Genomic DNA, 16,420 nt, shown 5'->3' with positions numbered 1-16,420 from the left:
CGAATACTCTACTCCCCGCGGCCCAGGCTCAGGAGCCGGTCTCCAGCAGCAGCACCCCACCCACGATCAGGGCGATGCCCGCGGCCATCACTGCGTCCAGCGGCTCCTTGAACGCCACGCGGCTGACCACCGCGGTCAGGGCCACGCCGAGGGCCGCCCAGATCCCGTAGGCCATGCCCAGGGGCATACCCAGGTGCAGGGTCGCGCTCAGTGCGGTGAACGCCGCGATGTAGAGCAGGGCGGTGAGCGCGTACCAGGCCCGGCCCCGATCCACGGCCAGGCGCAGGCTCGAGGTGCCCGCGACCTCGCACACCACCGCCAGGATGAGCACGGTCCACGCCACCTACCTCACCCTCCCGTCCCGAGCGTCCCCGGCCGGGCCGACGTCGGCCCGCCCGACGTCGACCGAGCGCAGGGCCCGGCGGCGCACCCGCTGGGAGCCCAGCTCCACGCACAGCACACCGGCGATCACCAGCACGAGTCCCAGACCCATCCGCGGGGAGAGGGCCTCGCCGAAGATCGCCGCGGACGCCAGGGCCGTGAGCGCGACGCCGCCGGCGCCCCACAATCCGTAGGCCACGCCCAGCGCCATGCCGGCCCACAGCAGCAGCCCCAGCAGCACGAAGGCCAGCGTGTATCCCGCGACCGTCCAGGCGTACAGCCACGGAGCGCTCATCGCGGCCTTCAGGCTCAGCGAGGCCGAGACCTCCGCGAGGATCGCGGCGACCAGCAGCAGCGCGCGCTTCATCCGGGGCCCTCCTCTCGTGGGTCAGTTGGTGAAGACCATGTACAGGTTCAGGGTGGTCGCGTACGCGATCCACAGCAGGTACGGCACCAGCAGCCAGGCCGCAAGCCTCTGGACTGGCCGGAACGCGGCGAAGGTGCCCAGGGCGCAGGCCAGCAGCAGGAGGATGTCCAGGGCGGCCAGGATCAGCCCGGTGGTGCCCCAGTGGGTGTAGCCGTTGAAGAACAGCGGGGTCCAGAGGCTGTTGAGCACCAGCTGGACGACGTACAGGGTCAGGGCACGGCGTCGTCCGGGGCGCCCGTGCTCGCGCCACACCAGCCATGCGGCCACCCCGATGATCACGTACAGCACGGTCCACACCGGGCCGAACACGGAGTTCGGGGGAGTCCAGGGGGCTTTGTCGGCGTCGGCGTACCAGCCGTCCACGGCGGAGGCGCTGGCCAGGGAGCCGACCATGCCGACGGCCAGCGGGATGATGATCATCAGCGCCAGCACGATGACGGACGTGGCCTTCGCGGGCTGCTGTGCGGGGCTCTCGTGGTTCATGTCTTCCAGCATGTCAGAGGCGGGTCGCGCCGCAGGACGCGGAGGCGGCCCGTCGACGTCGCCCGGTCCCGGAGGGCGGACGCGGAGGGTAGACGCGGCGCGGATCTCCCGGAGGCTCGGCCGGCGCGCACCACCCTGGATCCGCCGAGTTGGACAGGCGGCCCGCAGCTGGTACAGTCTTCATCCGTTGGGGCTGTGGCGCAGCTGGTAGCGCATCTGCATGGCATGCAGAGGGTCAGGGGTTCGAGTCCCCTCAGCTCCACGATCGAAGATCCCGGATCATCCGCACGGATGGCCCGGGATCTTCTGCGTTGTACGGGGTCTACCGTGGGGGCATGAGCCAGCCGCAATCCTCCGATCCCGTCCTGTACCGCACCCGCGTGACCAACCGGGGCGGCATCCAGGGCACCGTCACCGCGGACGACGGCCTCAGCCTGCGCACCGGGCCGCCTGAGCGGACCTCGTCCGGCGCCAATCCCGAGCAGCTGCTGGGCATGGCCTGGTCCACCTGTCTCGCCGCGACCCTTGAAGCCGTCCTCTCTGATCAGGGACTCGATCCCGCGCAGCATCGGCCCGAGGTCTGCGTCGAGGTCGAGCTGCACCGGAATCCCGACGGCTCCTACCGCTTCGAACCCACCGCCGTCGTGGCCATTCCCGGGCTGCCCAATCAGGAGGTGCGGGAGCTGACCGCGCGGGCCCACCAGCGATGCCCGGTCTCCCGGCTGCTCACCGCCCAGGACGCGGTGCGGGTACCCGCGGTGGAGTCGGGTACCTGAGGGGCCCCGATCGCCAGGGGATCGACGGCGCGTGGGCAGCCTCTCCTCCGCGCGCACCCCTGCTGAGACCGTACAGATCGGCCGAGACCGTACAGACGTGCCGAGACCGGACCCGACGGGTGCGGTCTCGGCACGTTCGTACGGTCTGGGCGGCGATGTACGGTCTCGCGGGGCGTCAGGATCAGGTCGGCGGCAGCTCCCCGGCTCGGTCCGCCGCGCCGCGCAGCTCATTCCACCGGAAGACCGACACCGCGGTCCGGGAAGCCCCCGCGGTGGTCTCCCCGCGCCCGGCCCAGCGGTAGGTCACCTGGATCGCGGCGTCGTCGATGCGCTGGACCCGCGGGGCGAAGCCGTAGGCCCGCTCGGTGGCCGGCCCGATGAACTCGCCCCGGTGGAACAGCAGGATCTGATACGGGGAGGACCCCGTGGCACCCTGGATGCCCACCGTGATCCAGGACAGCTGCGCGCAGTCGCTGAAGCCGCCGGTGTCCGCCGTGGACGCATCCCACGCCCACCGCTCGCCATCGTCGAACTGCGGGACCTGGGGCAGGGCCGACTCCTGCGCCTGCTGCGCGGTCACCGAGGCGCAGGAGGCCTCGGCCGCGGTCGGATCATCCGTGGGCAGGGTGTCCCCGGTGTGGCCCGGTCCCGGGGCCAGGGTGGCCAGGGTGCTCGGCGCCGGCGCAGGCTCGGAAGGGGATGCCACCGGGGGAGAGGGGGCGGCGACCGACGACGACGCCGTCGACGACGTCACGGGGCTGCTCGTCGATGGATCGGCGTCGCTCCCGGGGGAGGTGCCGCAGCCGCTGAGCAGCAGCAGTCCGGCCAGGGCCAGGGGCGAGAGTCTCGAGGGGCGCATCTGCGGCACCTTCCTGGAGGAGGGGTTCTTCACCCCTGAAGTTAGCAGAGGTGAAGGACATCACACCATGGGTGACCTGCCGAGAATGCCATCCCACCGCATCCGAGCTTCGGCTCCTGTGATGGAATAGGGTGATGAGCACCACCACACCCGATCCCCGTGACCGGTCACCGCAGCCTGGGAAGGAGCAGGGGGAGCCCGCGGGCTTCCGCGTCCCCGCCGGGGACCCGTCGCTGCCGCTGGAGCGGGTGTGGCCCCCGTTCGGGCTGCGCCTGGAATCCCCGCGGCTGGTGCTGCGGCTGCTGCGCGACGCGGACCTGCCGGCCTACCTCGCCGCGACCACCGAGCCCATCGCCCACACCCGCAGCAATCCCTTCAGCAGCCCGTGGAACGAAGGGACCCCGGAGCAGAAGGCGCACGCCAGCTTCGCGTGGCTCTGGGAATGCCGATCCCGGATGGACCAGGCCGACCTGATGCTGCTGTTCGGCGTGTTCCTGAAGACCGACGCCGGTGAGGTGCTGATCGGGATGCAGGACGTGGGAGCCCGGGACTTCACCCTCCTGCACCAGGTGAGCACGGCGAGCTGGCTGGTCCGGGCCCACCAGGGCAAGGGCCTGGGACGGGAGATGCGCGAGGCCGTGCTGCTGTGGGCCTTCGACCACCTCGGCGCCCGGGCCGCATCCAGCGGCGCCTACGCCTGGAACGACGCCTCCCGGGCGGTCTCCGAGAAGCTCGGGTACCGACCCAACGGCACCCACCTGGTGCCCGACGCCCACGGGCGGCAGGCCGAGGAGGAGGTGCGCTACCGGGTGGAGGCCGAGGAGTTCGTGCGCCCTTCCTGGGACCTGCGGGTCACCGGGCACCGGGAGTTCGCCGCCTACGCCGGGATCGGCTGACGCCATCGATCGACTGACGCCAGGCCGGACGGAAACGGCCAGGGCCCCCGGCGGTGCGCCGGGGGCCCTGGTCTCAGATCGAGCGGGGACGGAGGGTCAGTGCCACATGCCCAGCACGAACATCCAGCCGCCGCCGACCAGGGACCAGATGAGGATGTTGGCCACCGAGGCGATGAACGAGACCCGGAACCACTCGCTGGTCGGGACGTATCCGGAGCCGAAGATCACCCCGGCCGGCCCGGAGGCGTAGTGGCTGATGCCGCCGAAGAGGTTGCCGATGAAGCCCAGCGCCAGGGCCGCGAGCATCGGCGGGGTCCCGGTGGCGATGGCCGCCCCGAGGAACACCGAGTACATCGCGACGATCTGGGCGGTGTTGGAGGCGAACAGGTAGTGCACGTAGAAGTACACCAGGCTCAGCACCGCGAAGGCCGCGATCCACGGCAGCCCGCCGACCAGGGAGGCCACGCCGTGCCCGATCCAGTCGATCACGCCCAGGTCGTTGAGCTGGGTCGCCATGCCCACCAGCACGGAGAAGAAGATCAGCGTGGACCAGGCCCCGGAGTTCTTCGCCATGTCCTTCCAGGTCAGCACCTTGGTGACCAGCAGGATCGCGATGCCCAGGAAGGCCGCCGCCGTCGCGTTCACGTGCAGGGTCGACCCCAGGACCCACAGCACCAGCAGGAGCACGAAGGTGGCCAGCATGACCCATTCGCCGCGGGACATCGGCCCGAGCTCGGCCAGCTCCTGCTTCGCCCGGGACGGGGCCTCGGGGGTCTGCTTCAGGGTCGGGGCGTAGATCTTGGACATCAGCCAGGGCATGACCGCCAGCGCCACCAGCCCCGGTACGATCGCGGCCAGGGCCCAGGTGCCCCAGGAGATCTCCACGCCCTGCTTCGCGGCGAAGCCCACGGCCAGCGGGTTGCCGGCCATGGCGGTGACGAACATCGCCGAGGTGATGGTGTTGACCTGGACGGAGGTCAGGGAGAGGTAGGAGCCCAGCCGACGGCGCGACTCGGCGTCGTCCGGGCGGGAGCCGTTGACCTCCGCCAGGGACTTGATGATCGGGTAGACGACGCCGCCGGCGCGCGCCGTGTTCGACGGGGTGGCGGGCGCGAGGATCAGGTCGGTCAGGGCCATCCCGTAGGACAGGCCCAGGGAGGACCTGCCCAGCACGGAGACGAACATCAGCGCGATGCGACGGCCCAGCCCGGTGATCAGGAAGCCGTCGGCGATGAAGAACGCCGCGACGATCAGCCAGATCGAGGCGTTGCCGAAGCCCTGCAGGGCCTCCTTGGAGGCGTCCATGGTGCCGGTGATCATGGCCGCGGCCAGACCGATCAGCGCCACGGAGGCGGTGGGCAGCGGCTGCAGGATGAGCCCGAGGATGGTCCCGGCGAAGATCCCGGCCATGTGCATGCCCCGCGGATCCACGCCGTCGGGTACGGGCAGGAAGTACACGACGACGGTGACCAGGAGGATCGCCGCGATCTTGATGATCATTCCCGTGGGCGGTCGCCTGGCTTCCGAAGCGGCGGTGGTGCTGGTCTTCTCGGCGCTCATCTGTTGCGGCCCTCCCGTGGCGATCTCGGCGTCGGTGCGCGGGCCCGGCGCCTTCGGCCGACGGCGGACCGAGCCCGTCCCCGATGCTACTCCGCCGGCACCCGCTTTCTGTTGTGTTTCCGTGGGTTCGTGTGCGTCTGTGGAGGGGGCGGCGAAGGATTCGCGACCGGGTCGCCTGTGCCAGACTGGAACCCATGCGCCTGCCCCGCCGCCGCGTCCGCGGCTCCTCGACCTCCGTCGTCGGCGCCGAGGCCCTGAACCTCGGCTACCGCATCATGGACCGGGTGCACGAGCACCGGGAGAGGGCCGCCCGCGAGGCCGGCAACGAACCCGTCATCGTGCCCTTCGTCGGCTACGGCACCACCTCCTGGGTGCGGGTGCTGTGCCGGGCGCTGTACAAGACCCAGCTGTTCACCGAGCTCACGGAGATGCTCACCGGCAATCCCCGCCGCACCAGCGCGGCCCGCGGCTGGCGCTCCTTCACCTCCGTGCCCATCTCCGAAGCGCCGATCACGGTGCGCATCGAGGGCCGGGAGTTCCCAGTGTGGGCCGACGAGGGCGGGGTGCTGGACGTGCGCCTGCCCCTCGTGCTGGCCCCCGGCCAGCACCGGGTCACCCTGACCATGCCCGGTGCCGAGCCCACCGAGACCACGGTGTACGTGGTCCCGGACGGGCAGCGCATCGGGGTGGTCTGCGATGTGGATGACACCGTGATGGTCACCGCTCTGCCGCGCCCGCTGCTGGCGGCGTGGAACTCCTTCGTGCTCAGCGAGCACGCGCGCATGCCCACCCCGGGCATGCCCGTGCTGCTGGAGCGGATCCACCGGGCCCACCCCGAGGCGCCGATCATGTACCTGTCCACCGGGGCGTGGAACGTGGCCCCGGCGCTGCGCCGCTTCCTGTCCCGCAACGCCTACCCCGAGGGCACCCTGCTGCTCACCGAGTGGGGTCCTACTCGCACCCGCTGGTTCCGCTCCGGGGCCGAGCACAAGGTCGGCTCCCTGCGCCGGCTGGCCGAGGAGTTCCCGGACGTGCGCTGGATCCTCATCGGCGACGACGGGCAGCGGGACCCGGACGTGTACAACGGCTTCGCGCTGCGCTACCCGGACCGGGTGGCCGCCATCCTGATCCGCAACCTCACGGTGGGGGAGTCCGTGCTGGCCTCCGGGCGGGTGTGGAGCGATGACCGGGCCAAGCAGATCGCCGCCGGCTCCCTGTGGATGGAGGCCAACGACGGGGCGAGCCTGTCGGACAAGCTGGGCTCGGCCGGGCTGCTCTGACCCGGCCCGCGCCGAACGCTCCCACTACCCCCGCGAGGGGGTCCAGACGGGCAGATCCGGCTGTGAGATGTTCCATGCCGGGCCTCCCGACGGCGCGGCATCGGGGGCGCCGCTGTGGACAACCGAGACCGCCCCGCGGAAACCCGCGGCCGCGCCTGGGGATAACCCCGGACAGGGGTGTTGAGCACACTATCTGGGGGTCCTTGCGGGGGTCGCCACTAGATGTAGTATTGGAGCCGTTCCGCCGCCCACGAGCGCGACCCGCCGCATCAGGCCCGCGCGCACCCGTTCCGAGCGGATCCATCCCAGCAGTCTTCGGAGGAGCACCATGTCTGTGACCGTGTACACCAAGCCCGCCTGCGTCCAGTGCAACGCGACCTACCGCGCCCTGGACAAGCGGGGCATCTCCTACGACGTCGTCGACGTCACCGAGGACGCCGCCGCCCTCGAGCGGATCAAGGAACTGGGCTACCTGCAGGCCCCCGTCGTGATCACCGAGGACGACCACTGGTCCGGCTTCCGCCCGGACAAGATCGCCGCCCTGGAGGCCACGTTCGTCTCCTGAAGCCCCCGCCTGCACGCGCGGGCACCGGGCCGGTCGCCTTCCTCCACGAGCCGCCCGCGGACCGCGCACGCACCCCAGGACGCGCCCGCCCGACGTCGTCCACCGCACCACCCCTGTGAGGAATGAGGTCGAAGTGTCCAGCGCCGCGGACTCATCGCACACCATCGATCCGAACACCCCGCCGCACCCTCGGGCCGCGGCACCGCAGGACCCCCTCGTCGTCTACTTCTCCTCGATCTCCGGCAACACCGCCAAGTTCGTGGCGAAGCTGGGCTTCCCCACTGTGCGCATCCCGCTGCGCACGGGGGAGGACACCCCGATCATGGACCGGCCGTTCGTCCTGTGCGTGCCCACCTACGGGCGTCCCCGCTCCGGGGAGACCATCCCGCCGCAGGTCATGAAGTTCCTGCGCGAGCCCCGCAACCGCGAGCTGATGCTCGGCGTGATGGGCGCGGGCAACACCAACTTCGGGGAGGACTTCGGCATCGCCGCGGACAAGATCGCCGCCAAGTGCCAGGTCCCCGTACTCTACAAATTCGAACTCATGGGCACGTCCGAGGACGTGACCCGCGTACACGAAGGACTCACCGCGTTTTGGACACGAAACTGCCCGCCGCTGCCGGCATGACCGACGAGGCCCCCGCCGCCGACAAGACCATCCCCGAGAAGTACAAGGGCCTGGGCTACCACGAGCTCAACGCTATGCTGAACCTCTACGACGCGAACGGCATGATCCAGTTCGACGCCGACCGGCAGGCCGCCCGCCAGTACTTCCTCCAGCACGTGAACACCAACACCGTGTTCTTCCACGACCTGGAGGAGAAGCTGGAGTACCTGGTGGAGAACCAGTACTACGAGCCGGAGGTCCTGGAGCAGTACAGCTTCGAGTTCATCAAGGGCCTGTCCAAGCTGGCCTACTCCAAGAAGTTCCGCTTCCCGACCTTCCTCGGCGCGTTCAAGTTCTACACCTCCTACACGCTGAAGACCTTCGACGGGCAGCGGTACCTGGAGCGCTTCGAGGACCGGGTGGTCATGGTCGCCCTGACCCTGGCCCGCGGCGACGAGCAGCTGGCCACCGAGCTGGTGGAGGAGATCATCTCCGGGCGCTTCCAGCCGGCCACCCCCACGTTCCTCAACGCCGGGAAGAAGCAGCGCGGTGAGCTGGTCTCCTGCTTCCTGCTGCGCGTGGAGGACAACATGGAGTCCATCGGGCGCTCCATCAACTCCGCCCTGCAGCTGTCCAAGCGCGGCGGCGGGGTGGCCTTCGCCCTGACCAACCTGCGCGAGTCCGGCGCCCCGATCAAGAAGATCCAGAACCAGTCCTCCGGGGTCATCCCCGTGATGAAGCTGCTGGAGGACTCCTTCTCCTACGCCAACCAGCTCGGGGCCCGCCAGGGCGCCGGGGCGGTGTACCTGCACGCCCACCACCCGGACATCTACAAGTTCCTGGACACCAAGCGGGAGAACGCGGACGAGAAGATCCGCATCAAGACCCTCTCCCTGGGCGTGGTCATCCCGGACATCACCTTCCAGCTGGCCAAGCGCAACGAGGACATGTACCTGTTCTCCCCGTACGACGTCGAGCGCGTCTACGGGATGCCGTTCTCGGACATCTCCGTCACGGAGAAGTACTACGAGATGGTCGATGACTCCCGGATCCAGAAGAAGAAGATCAACGCCCGCGAGTTCTTCCAGACCCTGGCGGAGATCCAGTTCGAGTCCGGCTACCCGTACGTGATGTTCGAGGACACGGTGAACCGGGCCAACCCCATCCAGGGCAAGGTCATCATGTCCAACCTGTGCTCCGAGATCCTGCAGGTCTCCGAGCCCTCCGCCTACGACGCGGACCTCGGCTACGCCGAGGTGGGCAAGGACATCTCCTGCAACCTGGGCTCCCTGAACATCGCCCACACCATGGACTCCCCGGACTTCGGCAAGACCATCGAGACCGCGATCCGCGGGCTGACCGCCGTGTCGGACATGTCCGACATCGACTCCGTGCCCTCGATCGAGCGGGGCAACCGGATGAGCCACGCCATCGGGCTGGGGCAGATGAACCTGCACGGCTACCTGGCCCGCGAGGAGGTGTACTACGGGTCCGAGGAGGGCATCGACTTCACGAACATCTACTTCTACACGGTGCTCTACCACGCGATCCGCGCCTCCAACCTGATCGCCAAGGAGCGGGGGGAGTCCTTCGTGGGCTTCGAGGACTCGGCGTACGCCTCCGGGGAGTTCTTCGACAAGTACATCCAGCGGGAGTGGGCCCCGGCCACGCAGAAGGTGCGCGAGATGTTCGACGGCGTGCACATCCCCACCCAGCAGGATTGGGAGCGGCTGCGCGAGCAGGTGCAGGCCCATGGGATGTACAACCAGAACCTGCAGGCCGTGCCGCCGACCGGGTCCATCTCCTACATCAACGGCTCCACCTCCTCGATCCACCCGATCGCCTCGAAGATCGAGATCCGCAAGGAGGGCAAGCTGGGCCGGGTCTACTACCCCGCCCCGTACCTGACCAACGACAACCTGGAGTACTACCAGGACGCCTACGAGATCGGGTACGAGAAGGTCATCGACACCTACGCCGCGGCCACCCAGCACGTGGACCAGGGCCTGTCCCTGACCCTGTTCTTCCGGGACACCGCGAACACCCGGGACATCAACAAGGCCCAGATCTACGCGTGGCGCAAGGGGATCAAGACGATCTACTACTCGCGGCTGCGCCAGCTGGCCCTGGAGGGCACCGAGGTCGAGGGCTGCGTGTCCTGCATGCTGTGAGCGGCCCCGCCCGCCGCCGTCGTCGAATCCGCCACCACGCACAAGGAGCACCGAGAACGCCATGATGAGCGAGAAGGTCGAACTGGTCCACCAGGTCGAGGCGATCAACTGGAACCGCCTCCAGGATGAGAAGGACCAGGAGGTCTGGGACCGGCTGGTCGGGAACTTCTGGCTGCCGGAGAAGGTCCCGCTGTCCAACGACGTCCAGTCCTGGAACACCCTGAACGAGGAGGAGAAGCAGCTGACCATGCGGGTCTTCACGGGCCTGACGCTGCTGGACACCATCCAGGGCACCGTCGGGGCCGTCTCCCTCCTGCCGGATGCGCTCACCCCGCACGAGGAGGCCGTGTACACGAACATCGCGTTCATGGAGTCCGTGCACGCGAAGTCCTACTCCTCGATCTTCTCCACCCTGGCCTCCACGAAGGAGATCGACGAGGTGTTCCGCTGGTCCCGGGAGAACCCGCACCTGCAGAAGAAGGCCAACATCGTCATGGACTACTACCAGGGCGAGGACCCGCTGAAGAAGAAGGTGGCCTCCACCCTGCTGGAGTCCTTCCTGTTCTACTCCGGGTTCTACCTGCCGATGTACTGGTCCTCCCACGCGAAGCTGACCAACACCGCGGACCTGATCCGCCTGATCATCCGCGACGAGGCCGTGCACGGCTACTACATCGGGTACAAGTTCCAGCGGGGCCTGGAGAAGGAGTCCCCGGAGCGCCAGCAGGAGATCAAGGACTACACCTTCGAGCTGCTGTTCGAGCTGTACGAGAACGAGGTGGCCTACACCCACAGCCTCTACGACGGCGTCGGGCTGTCCGAGGACGTGAAGAAGTTCCTGCACTACAACGCCAACAAGGCCCTGATGAACCTGGGCTACGAGGCGATGTTCCCGGCCTCGGTCACCGACGTCTCCCCGGCGATCCTCTCCGCCCTGTCCCCGAACGCCGACGAGAACCACGACTTCTTCTCCGGGTCGGGCTCCTCCTACGTGATCGGCAAGGCCGTGAACACCGAGGACGAGGACTGGGACTTCTGATCCGCTGAGCGGATCCTCCGGCGTCGAGGAGCCCGGCCCGCCCCCACCCGGGGGCGCAGACCGGGCTCCTCGGCGTCTCCGGTCTTTACGAGTGGCGCCGGGGCCCGCGGTCCTGTATGACGGAGATCATGAGCATTCCCGATCCCACCGAGCAGTTCGAGCGCGTGGACCGCCACGTCAAGGACAACGAGAAGACCCACGTGGTCATGCTGGCCACCCACTACACCAACCCCATCGCCGAGGTCTGGGACTCCCTCACCGAGCCGCAGCGCCTGGCCGACTGGTTCGGAACCGTCACCGGGGAGCTGCGCACCGGCGGGAGCTTCGCCGTCGAGGACCGCGGCGTCACCGGCACCATCCAGTACTGCGACCGCCACCGCGCCCTGCAGCTGGAGTGGACCGAGGCCGAGCGCACCGGCAAGGTCGCCGTCGCCGTGACCACCGGGGTCACCGGGACCTCAGTGACCGTGCGGCACACCGTGGTCGATGACCAGCGGTGGGGCCAGTACGGTCCCGCCGAGCTCGGCGTCGCGTGGGACGAGGCCCTGGCCGCCCTGGACGTGCACCTGTCCGGCAACATCGGGCACACCCGCGAAGTCCTCGAGCAGATCCACGCCGAACAGGGCAAGGATGCCCTGCGCGGCCGGCTCGTGGAGGCCTGGCGTCAGGAGCACGTGGCCGCCGGCGCCGAGGAGGATGACGCGCGGCAGCGTTCCGAGGCCGCGGCGCGGCTGCTCGGCTGAGCCGCCCGCTCATCCCTCCGTCGAGGCCCGCCCGCTGAGGTCAGATGACCTGCGGGCGGGTCCCGCGCGGCAGCAGCCGGGCCAGCACCGTGCCGACGATGACGCCGATCGCTAGGTCATGGGTGGCCACCGTCAGTCCGACGGTGGCCACCAGCACCACGGTGACCGGCCAGGGGGAGCGCTTGAGGGTCCGCGGGGCCACCGAGCGCCAGTCGAAGGTGGTCACGGCGATGAACACCATCACCGCGGTCAGCGCCGCCATCGGCATCGCCGCCAGCAGGTCCGCGAGCACCAGGGCGAGCAGCAGCACCGAGCCGGCCGCGGCCAGCGTGGACAGGCGGGTCCGGGCCCGGCCGTGCCGGACGTTGATCATGGTCTGCCCGATCATCGCGCACCCGCCCATCGCACCGAAGCATCCCGCCGCGATGTTCGCCGCGCCCAGCGCCCAGGCCTCCCGGGTCTTATCCGAGCCCGTGCCGGTGATGTCATCGACCAGACGGGCGGTCAGCAGGGACTCCACCAGCCCGACCACGGCCATCGCGGCCGCGATCGGCACGATCGCCGTCCACGCGCCCGCATCCGTGGGCAGGCTCGGCAGCCCGAGGCTGGGCAGGCCGTGGGGCAGCGCGCCGCGGTCCCCGACGGTCGGCACCGTCCACCCCAGCAGCCACGCCGCGGCCGTCACCACGACGACGGCGGCCAGCGGCCCCGGCACGGCCGTGCTCAGGCGGGGGAGCAGGAAGACCACGAGCAGCCCGAGGGCCACCAGCGGGTACACCGCCCAGGGGACGCCGATCAGCTCCGGCAGCTGCGAGGTGAAGATCAGGATGGCCAGGGCATCCACGAACCCGCGCATCACCGCCGGCGGGATCAGCCGCATCAGCTTCGCCGCCCCGCACACCGCGAGCACCACCTGCAGCGCCCCGGAGAGGATGACGGCCAGCAGGTAGGCCTGCACCCCGTGGGAGCGGACCAGGGGAGCGGCGACCAGCGCGACCGAGCCGGCCGCGGCCGAGACCATGCCGGGGCGCCCGCCGAGCACCGAGGTCACCACCGCGACGATGACGGCGCCGTACAGCCCCATCCGCGGATCCAGCCCGGCCACCACCGCGAAGGCCGTGGACTCCGGGATCAGCGCCAGGGAGGTCATGAACCCGGCGGTCACCTCCCGTCCCAGCACCCGGGGGTGACGCAGCGCGTTGAGGACGGCGCCGCCTTCGGACGGGTCGGTCTGATCGCGCCCGGAAGACGGGGTGGCGGTGGGCACGGGCGGAGACCTCGGTTCGAGACGGGAATGAGGGGGGCGGCGCTGTTCGAGGATACCCCCGCGCCCGGGACGGGCACCTGCCCGGTGCCCCGAACCGGAATAGGGGCCACAGCGAGCGTCCGCGCTGGACTAGGCTGGCCGGGAATCGGGAGAAGGAGGCGCCGGTGCGCATCGAGCGGGTCGAGGCCGCGGCCCCGGGTGCCGCGGACTACGCGCGGACCCTGGAGCTGCTGCGCGCCGTCGGGCGCGGGGAGCACCCGGAGGTGCTGCGCCTGTCCCGTCCGGCGCCGGTGGTGGCCTTCGGGCGTCGGGATGAGCTGAACCCCGGCTTCGCCCGGGCGGCATCGTCCGCCGCGGCTCACGGCTTCGAACCGTGGGTGCGCAAGGTCGGCGGGCGGGCTGCGGCCTATCACCGGGACTGCCTGATCGTGGACCACCTGTGCCCTGACGCCGATGCCACCGGCGGCAACCAGCGCCGCTACCGCGAGTTCGGGGCGCTGTGGGCGCGGGCCCTGGCCGACCTGGGGGTCGACGCCGGGGTGGGGGAGCTGCCGGGCGAATACTGTCCCGGGGAGTTCAGCGTCCACGGCGCGGCCGGTGGCATCGGACTGACGAAGCTGGTGGGCACCGCGCAGCGGGTGGTGGCCGGCGCCTGGTGGTTCTCCGCCGCCGTCGTCGTGGACCGGCGGGAGCCGCTGGCCGCCGTGCTCACCGAGGTCTATGCGGCCCTGGGTCTCGAGCTGGATCCCGGCACCGTGGGAGCGGTCCGGCAGCTGATCCCCGAGGCGAGGATCGAAGACGTCGAGGATGCCGTGCTGGAACGCTACGCCGCGTGGGAGCGGGCTGCCCGGGGCGGGCTCGGGTGAGCGGGCGCGGTCGGCCTCATCGCCCGGATGGCGTGTGAGCTCGAAGTGCACACGGCGGATGGCATCGGGTCGGAGGTCTAAGGTGGAGGCCGAAGATCGGGATCGCGATGAGCAGGGTGAGCGTGATGAAGCCGGCCACCGTGCCGGCCGCCGACACGACGATCGCGGTGGCGCCCTGCCACTTGGCCTTCCGTCTCTGACACACGCCGATGATGCCCAGGAGTAGGCGATCGGCAGCAGGATCACGCCGAACAGCCCCAGCAGGGGGACACGGAGGAAGATCAGCTCGGTGCCGAGGATCGAGCAGACCAGCGCGATGATGCCGACGACGTTGGATCCGGTCCTTCCCGGCGGGAACGGGGGAGTCCCGTCGGGGACCTGCGGGTGGCCGCCCGGGAGGGGTAGGCCCGCGGGACCGGATTGCCAGCTCGGGTGGGGACCGTGGGGTGTCTCGGAGACGGGGCATCTCCCGCGGGGCGAGACGGGATGAGGGTGCACAGGACATTACCGGGTTCTCCCACGGTATGGGAGAGGCGACGTCGGCGTGGCATCGCGAGCCCGCGGAACACGGCGTGGAGGGGTCTTCGTCGCGTGGGAGCGGAAGAAGGACCATGTTGCGCGGCAGGGAAAATCCGGATGGACGCAAAGAGCCCCGGCATCGCTGGGATGTCGGGGCCCGAGGCGGATCGCGAGGGCGATCAGGAAACGAAGGTCACCTCATGGGTGTCCAAGCTGTCCGGATCGATGATCGACAGGTCGAAGCTGATGTCCGACGGATCGGCCACCTGGTAGACGACGTCGAAGGTCAGATCCTTGCCGGGCTGGATCTTCCCAGAAGGAATCTCGATGTTCTGCGCGGAATCGAAGACGGAGTCAGCCTGCTTTCCACCCGACTGGACCGTGGAGCTGATGCCCATGGCATCGATGGCCTTGTCGGTGCCGTTGTGCACGGTGATGGTGAACTTCCGAGCCTGTCCATCGCCCTGGACGGAAGCGCTTTCCGAGGGGGTGAACTCCTGCGGTTCGCCCACGGTGGCCTTGAGACCATCATCCCACTGGACGGTCTGGCCGAACTTGCCCGTCTCCTCGGCGGCGGAACCCGCCGCGGCGGAGGAGGACGCTGAAGTGGACGGCGAGGTATCACTATCCTGCACGGCGTCGTTGACGGCGTCGGCGATGACGAGGAAGAACACGAGCAAGCCGATCAGCGTCCCGACCACCGACACGATGATCGCGGTGATCCCTTGCCACTTGACCTTGCCCTTCAGGCACACGGCGACGATGCCCATGATGAAGCCCACCGGAAGCAGAATCCATCCCAGGGCCAAGATCCCGGGGATGCAGGCCAGGATGGTCCCGAGGATCGCGCAGATCATGGCGATGATGCCGACGACGTTGCGCGCCTTGCTCTGGGGCGCAACCTGGGGAGCGCCGTAGGGGGCCTGCGGGTAGCCGGCCTGCTGCTGGCCACTCTGGTGGGTGGGTGTGGGGTAGCCCTCGGGGGTGGGCTCCTGGCTCGGGTGGGAGCCGTGGGGGTTCTCGGACACGGGGGATCTCCTGTTGGTGCGAGATGGATGGGAACCCGAAGAACCTTACAGGTTTTTCCCAGGGTGTGGGGGAGGCGACGTCGGCGTGGCATGATGGCCGTCGGACGAGGGGAGACGCCGAGGACTGGGAGAGGGGGACCGGCGATGTGCGGACGCTACGTGATCGCCCGGGCGGCGGGGGACCTGCTGGCCGGGGTGGAGCTGGAGGAGAGCTGCGCGGACTACAACGTCGCACCCACGCACACGGTGCCCGTGATCGTGGACCACGCCCAGGAGGACGGCACCTGGTCCCGCGCCATCCACCCGGCCCGCTGGGGCCTGCTGCCCCGGTGGGCGAAGGACGAGACCTTCTCCTCCCGGACCTTAAACGCCCGCAGCGAGACCGCCGCGACCAAGCCCGCCTTCCGCCACGCCGCCCGTGCCCAGCACTGCGCGATCCCCGCCAACGGCTACTACGAGTGGCTGCGCACCGAGGTCCCCGGCCGCAAGACCCCCGAGAAGACCCCGTACTACGTGCACCCTCCCGCCGAGGAGCAGAGCATCTACTTCGCCGGCCTCTACGACTGGTGGCGCATCCCCAGCGGCCCCGATGAAGGACAGTGGCTGCTCTCGGCGACCATCCTCACCATGGACTCGCCGTCCGCCGAGGAGGCCGATACCCGGAACTCCGAGACCCTGCGCCAGCTCTCCCGGCTGCACGACCGCCTGCCGATCCCCCTGGAGACCACCGGGGACCCGCAGGACGGGCTGAGCACCTGGCTGCGCACCGCCGCCGAGGGCGCCGAGGCCGCCCAGCGGGCCATCGACGCGGTGCGGGAACGAGCCTACGATGTCGCCGCCGCATGGCGCCTGCGCGAGGTGGGACCGGCCGTGGGCAGCCCCCGGAACAACGGGCCCGAGCTGCTGGAACCGGCGGGGCAGCGGCGGCTGCTCTGAGCAGTCACGGCAGACAC

General features: G+C 69.8%; 17 protein-coding genes and 1 tRNA gene. 11 read left to right on the top strand and 7 right to left on the bottom strand.

Annotated elements, in window-relative coordinates:
* Positions 1-28: 28 nt before the first annotated feature.
* The 3 genes from KKR01S_RS07260 to KKR01S_RS07250 are packed head-to-tail and all read right to left on the bottom strand — an operon-like array spanning position 29 to position 1,291.
* Positions 29-343: a DMT family transporter gene (locus KKR01S_RS07260; RefSeq protein ID WP_061225657.1), complete on the bottom strand. Its 315-nt coding sequence runs from the start codon at positions 341-343 to the stop codon at positions 29-31.
* Entirely contained in the window at positions 344-748 is a 405-nt protein-coding gene (locus KKR01S_RS07255) for a DMT family transporter (protein ID WP_061225656.1), read from the bottom strand.
* A gap of 21 nt (positions 749-769) precedes the next feature.
* A complete protein-coding gene (locus tag KKR01S_RS07250) occupies positions 770-1,291 on the bottom strand; it encodes a TspO/MBR family protein (RefSeq protein WP_244884124.1) in 522 nt (173 codons plus the stop codon).
* 189 nt (positions 1,292-1,480) lie between these two features.
* Here KKR01S_RS07250 and KKR01S_RS07245 point away from each other — a divergent pair.
* Positions 1,481-1,553: transfer RNA gene (locus tag KKR01S_RS07245), tRNA-Ala, on the top strand.
* 73 nt (positions 1,554-1,626) lie between these two features.
* Complete coding sequence (locus KKR01S_RS07240; protein WP_058730952.1) at positions 1,627-2,067, top strand: OsmC family protein; 441 nt, start codon at positions 1,627-1,629, stop codon at positions 2,065-2,067.
* A gap of 181 nt (positions 2,068-2,248) precedes the next feature.
* On the opposite strand, the gene KKR01S_RS10580 is transcribed toward KKR01S_RS07240, so the two are convergent.
* Positions 2,249-2,926: an LppP/LprE family lipoprotein gene (locus KKR01S_RS10580; RefSeq protein WP_081101630.1), complete on the bottom strand. Its 678-nt coding sequence runs from the start codon at positions 2,924-2,926 to the stop codon at positions 2,249-2,251.
* Positions 2,927-3,060: 134 nt separating this feature from the next.
* Between KKR01S_RS10580 and KKR01S_RS07225 the strand changes: the two genes are divergently transcribed.
* Positions 3,061-3,822 carry a GNAT family N-acetyltransferase gene (locus KKR01S_RS07225; RefSeq protein ID WP_081101629.1) on the top strand — a complete coding sequence of 254 codons (762 nt, stop codon included), beginning with the start codon at positions 3,061-3,063 and terminating at the stop codon, positions 3,820-3,822.
* A 96-nt stretch (positions 3,823-3,918) separates the two neighbouring features.
* Here KKR01S_RS07225 and KKR01S_RS07220 read toward each other — a convergent pair whose 3' ends face one another.
* Entirely contained in the window at positions 3,919-5,382 is a 1,464-nt protein-coding gene (locus KKR01S_RS07220) for an anion permease (RefSeq protein ID WP_061225651.1), read from the bottom strand.
* Between the two features lie 194 nt (positions 5,383-5,576).
* Between KKR01S_RS07220 and KKR01S_RS07215 the strand changes: the two genes are divergently transcribed.
* The 6 genes from KKR01S_RS07215 (at position 5,577) to KKR01S_RS07190 (ending at position 11,787) form a co-directional block, all read left to right on the top strand.
* Positions 5,577-6,662, top strand: coding sequence for an App1 family protein phosphatidate phosphatase (locus tag KKR01S_RS07215; protein ID WP_061225650.1), 1,086 nt, complete (start codon positions 5,577-5,579; stop codon positions 6,660-6,662).
* Positions 6,663-6,990: 328 nt separating this feature from the next.
* Positions 6,991-7,227, top strand: a complete 237-nt coding sequence (nrdH, locus tag KKR01S_RS07210) for a glutaredoxin-like protein NrdH (protein ID WP_058730947.1) — start codon at positions 6,991-6,993, stop codon at positions 7,225-7,227.
* Between the two features lie 133 nt (positions 7,228-7,360).
* Positions 7,361-7,855 carry a class Ib ribonucleoside-diphosphate reductase assembly flavoprotein NrdI gene (nrdI, locus tag KKR01S_RS07205; RefSeq protein WP_420911600.1) on the top strand — a complete coding sequence of 165 codons (495 nt, stop codon included), beginning with the start codon at positions 7,361-7,363 and terminating at the stop codon, positions 7,853-7,855.
* Positions 7,852-10,005 carry a class 1b ribonucleoside-diphosphate reductase subunit alpha gene (gene nrdE / locus KKR01S_RS07200; RefSeq protein ID WP_058730955.1) on the top strand — a complete coding sequence of 718 codons (2,154 nt, stop codon included), beginning with the start codon at positions 7,852-7,854 and terminating at the stop codon, positions 10,003-10,005. Before nrdI ends, nrdE begins: the two co-directional genes overlap by 4 nt.
* 64 nt (positions 10,006-10,069) lie before the next feature.
* The gene (gene nrdF, locus KKR01S_RS07195; RefSeq protein WP_058730954.1) at positions 10,070-11,044 is read left to right on the top strand and encodes a class 1b ribonucleoside-diphosphate reductase subunit beta; all 975 of its coding nucleotides are present in this window, start codon (positions 10,070-10,072) and stop codon (positions 11,042-11,044) included.
* A gap of 128 nt (positions 11,045-11,172) precedes the next feature.
* Complete coding sequence (locus KKR01S_RS07190; protein WP_165590109.1) at positions 11,173-11,787, top strand: SRPBCC domain-containing protein; 615 nt, start codon at positions 11,173-11,175, stop codon at positions 11,785-11,787.
* A gap of 40 nt (positions 11,788-11,827) precedes the next feature.
* Here the strand turns inward: KKR01S_RS07190 and KKR01S_RS07185 are convergent, their stop codons facing one another.
* Entirely contained in the window at positions 11,828-13,054 is a 1,227-nt protein-coding gene (locus KKR01S_RS07185; protein ID WP_061225649.1) for a SulP family inorganic anion transporter, read from the bottom strand.
* Positions 13,055-13,218: 164 nt separating this feature from the next.
* On the opposite strand from KKR01S_RS07185, the gene KKR01S_RS07180 reads away from it, so the two are divergent.
* The gene (locus tag KKR01S_RS07180; protein ID WP_058730944.1) at positions 13,219-13,920 is read left to right on the top strand and encodes a lipoate--protein ligase family protein; all 702 of its coding nucleotides are present in this window, start codon (positions 13,219-13,221) and stop codon (positions 13,918-13,920) included.
* A gap of 698 nt (positions 13,921-14,618) precedes the next feature.
* Here the strand turns inward: KKR01S_RS07180 and KKR01S_RS07175 are convergent.
* Positions 14,619-15,467: a tripartite tricarboxylate transporter TctB family protein gene (locus tag KKR01S_RS07175; protein WP_058743674.1), complete on the bottom strand. Its 849-nt coding sequence runs from the start codon at positions 15,465-15,467 to the stop codon at positions 14,619-14,621.
* A gap of 144 nt (positions 15,468-15,611) precedes the next feature.
* Between KKR01S_RS07175 and KKR01S_RS07170 the strand changes: the two genes are divergently transcribed.
* Entirely contained in the window at positions 15,612-16,403 is a 792-nt protein-coding gene (locus KKR01S_RS07170; protein WP_058731697.1) for an SOS response-associated peptidase, read from the top strand.
* Positions 16,404-16,420: the final 17 nt, after the last annotated feature.

Source organism: Rothia kristinae NBRC 15354 (assembly GCF_001570865.1).
Taxonomy (GTDB): Bacteria; Actinomycetota; Actinomycetes; order Actinomycetales; family Micrococcaceae; genus Rothia; species Rothia kristinae.
Note: the sequence above shows the minus strand (reverse complement) of the source record. Positions and strands in the feature narration are given on the sequence as shown.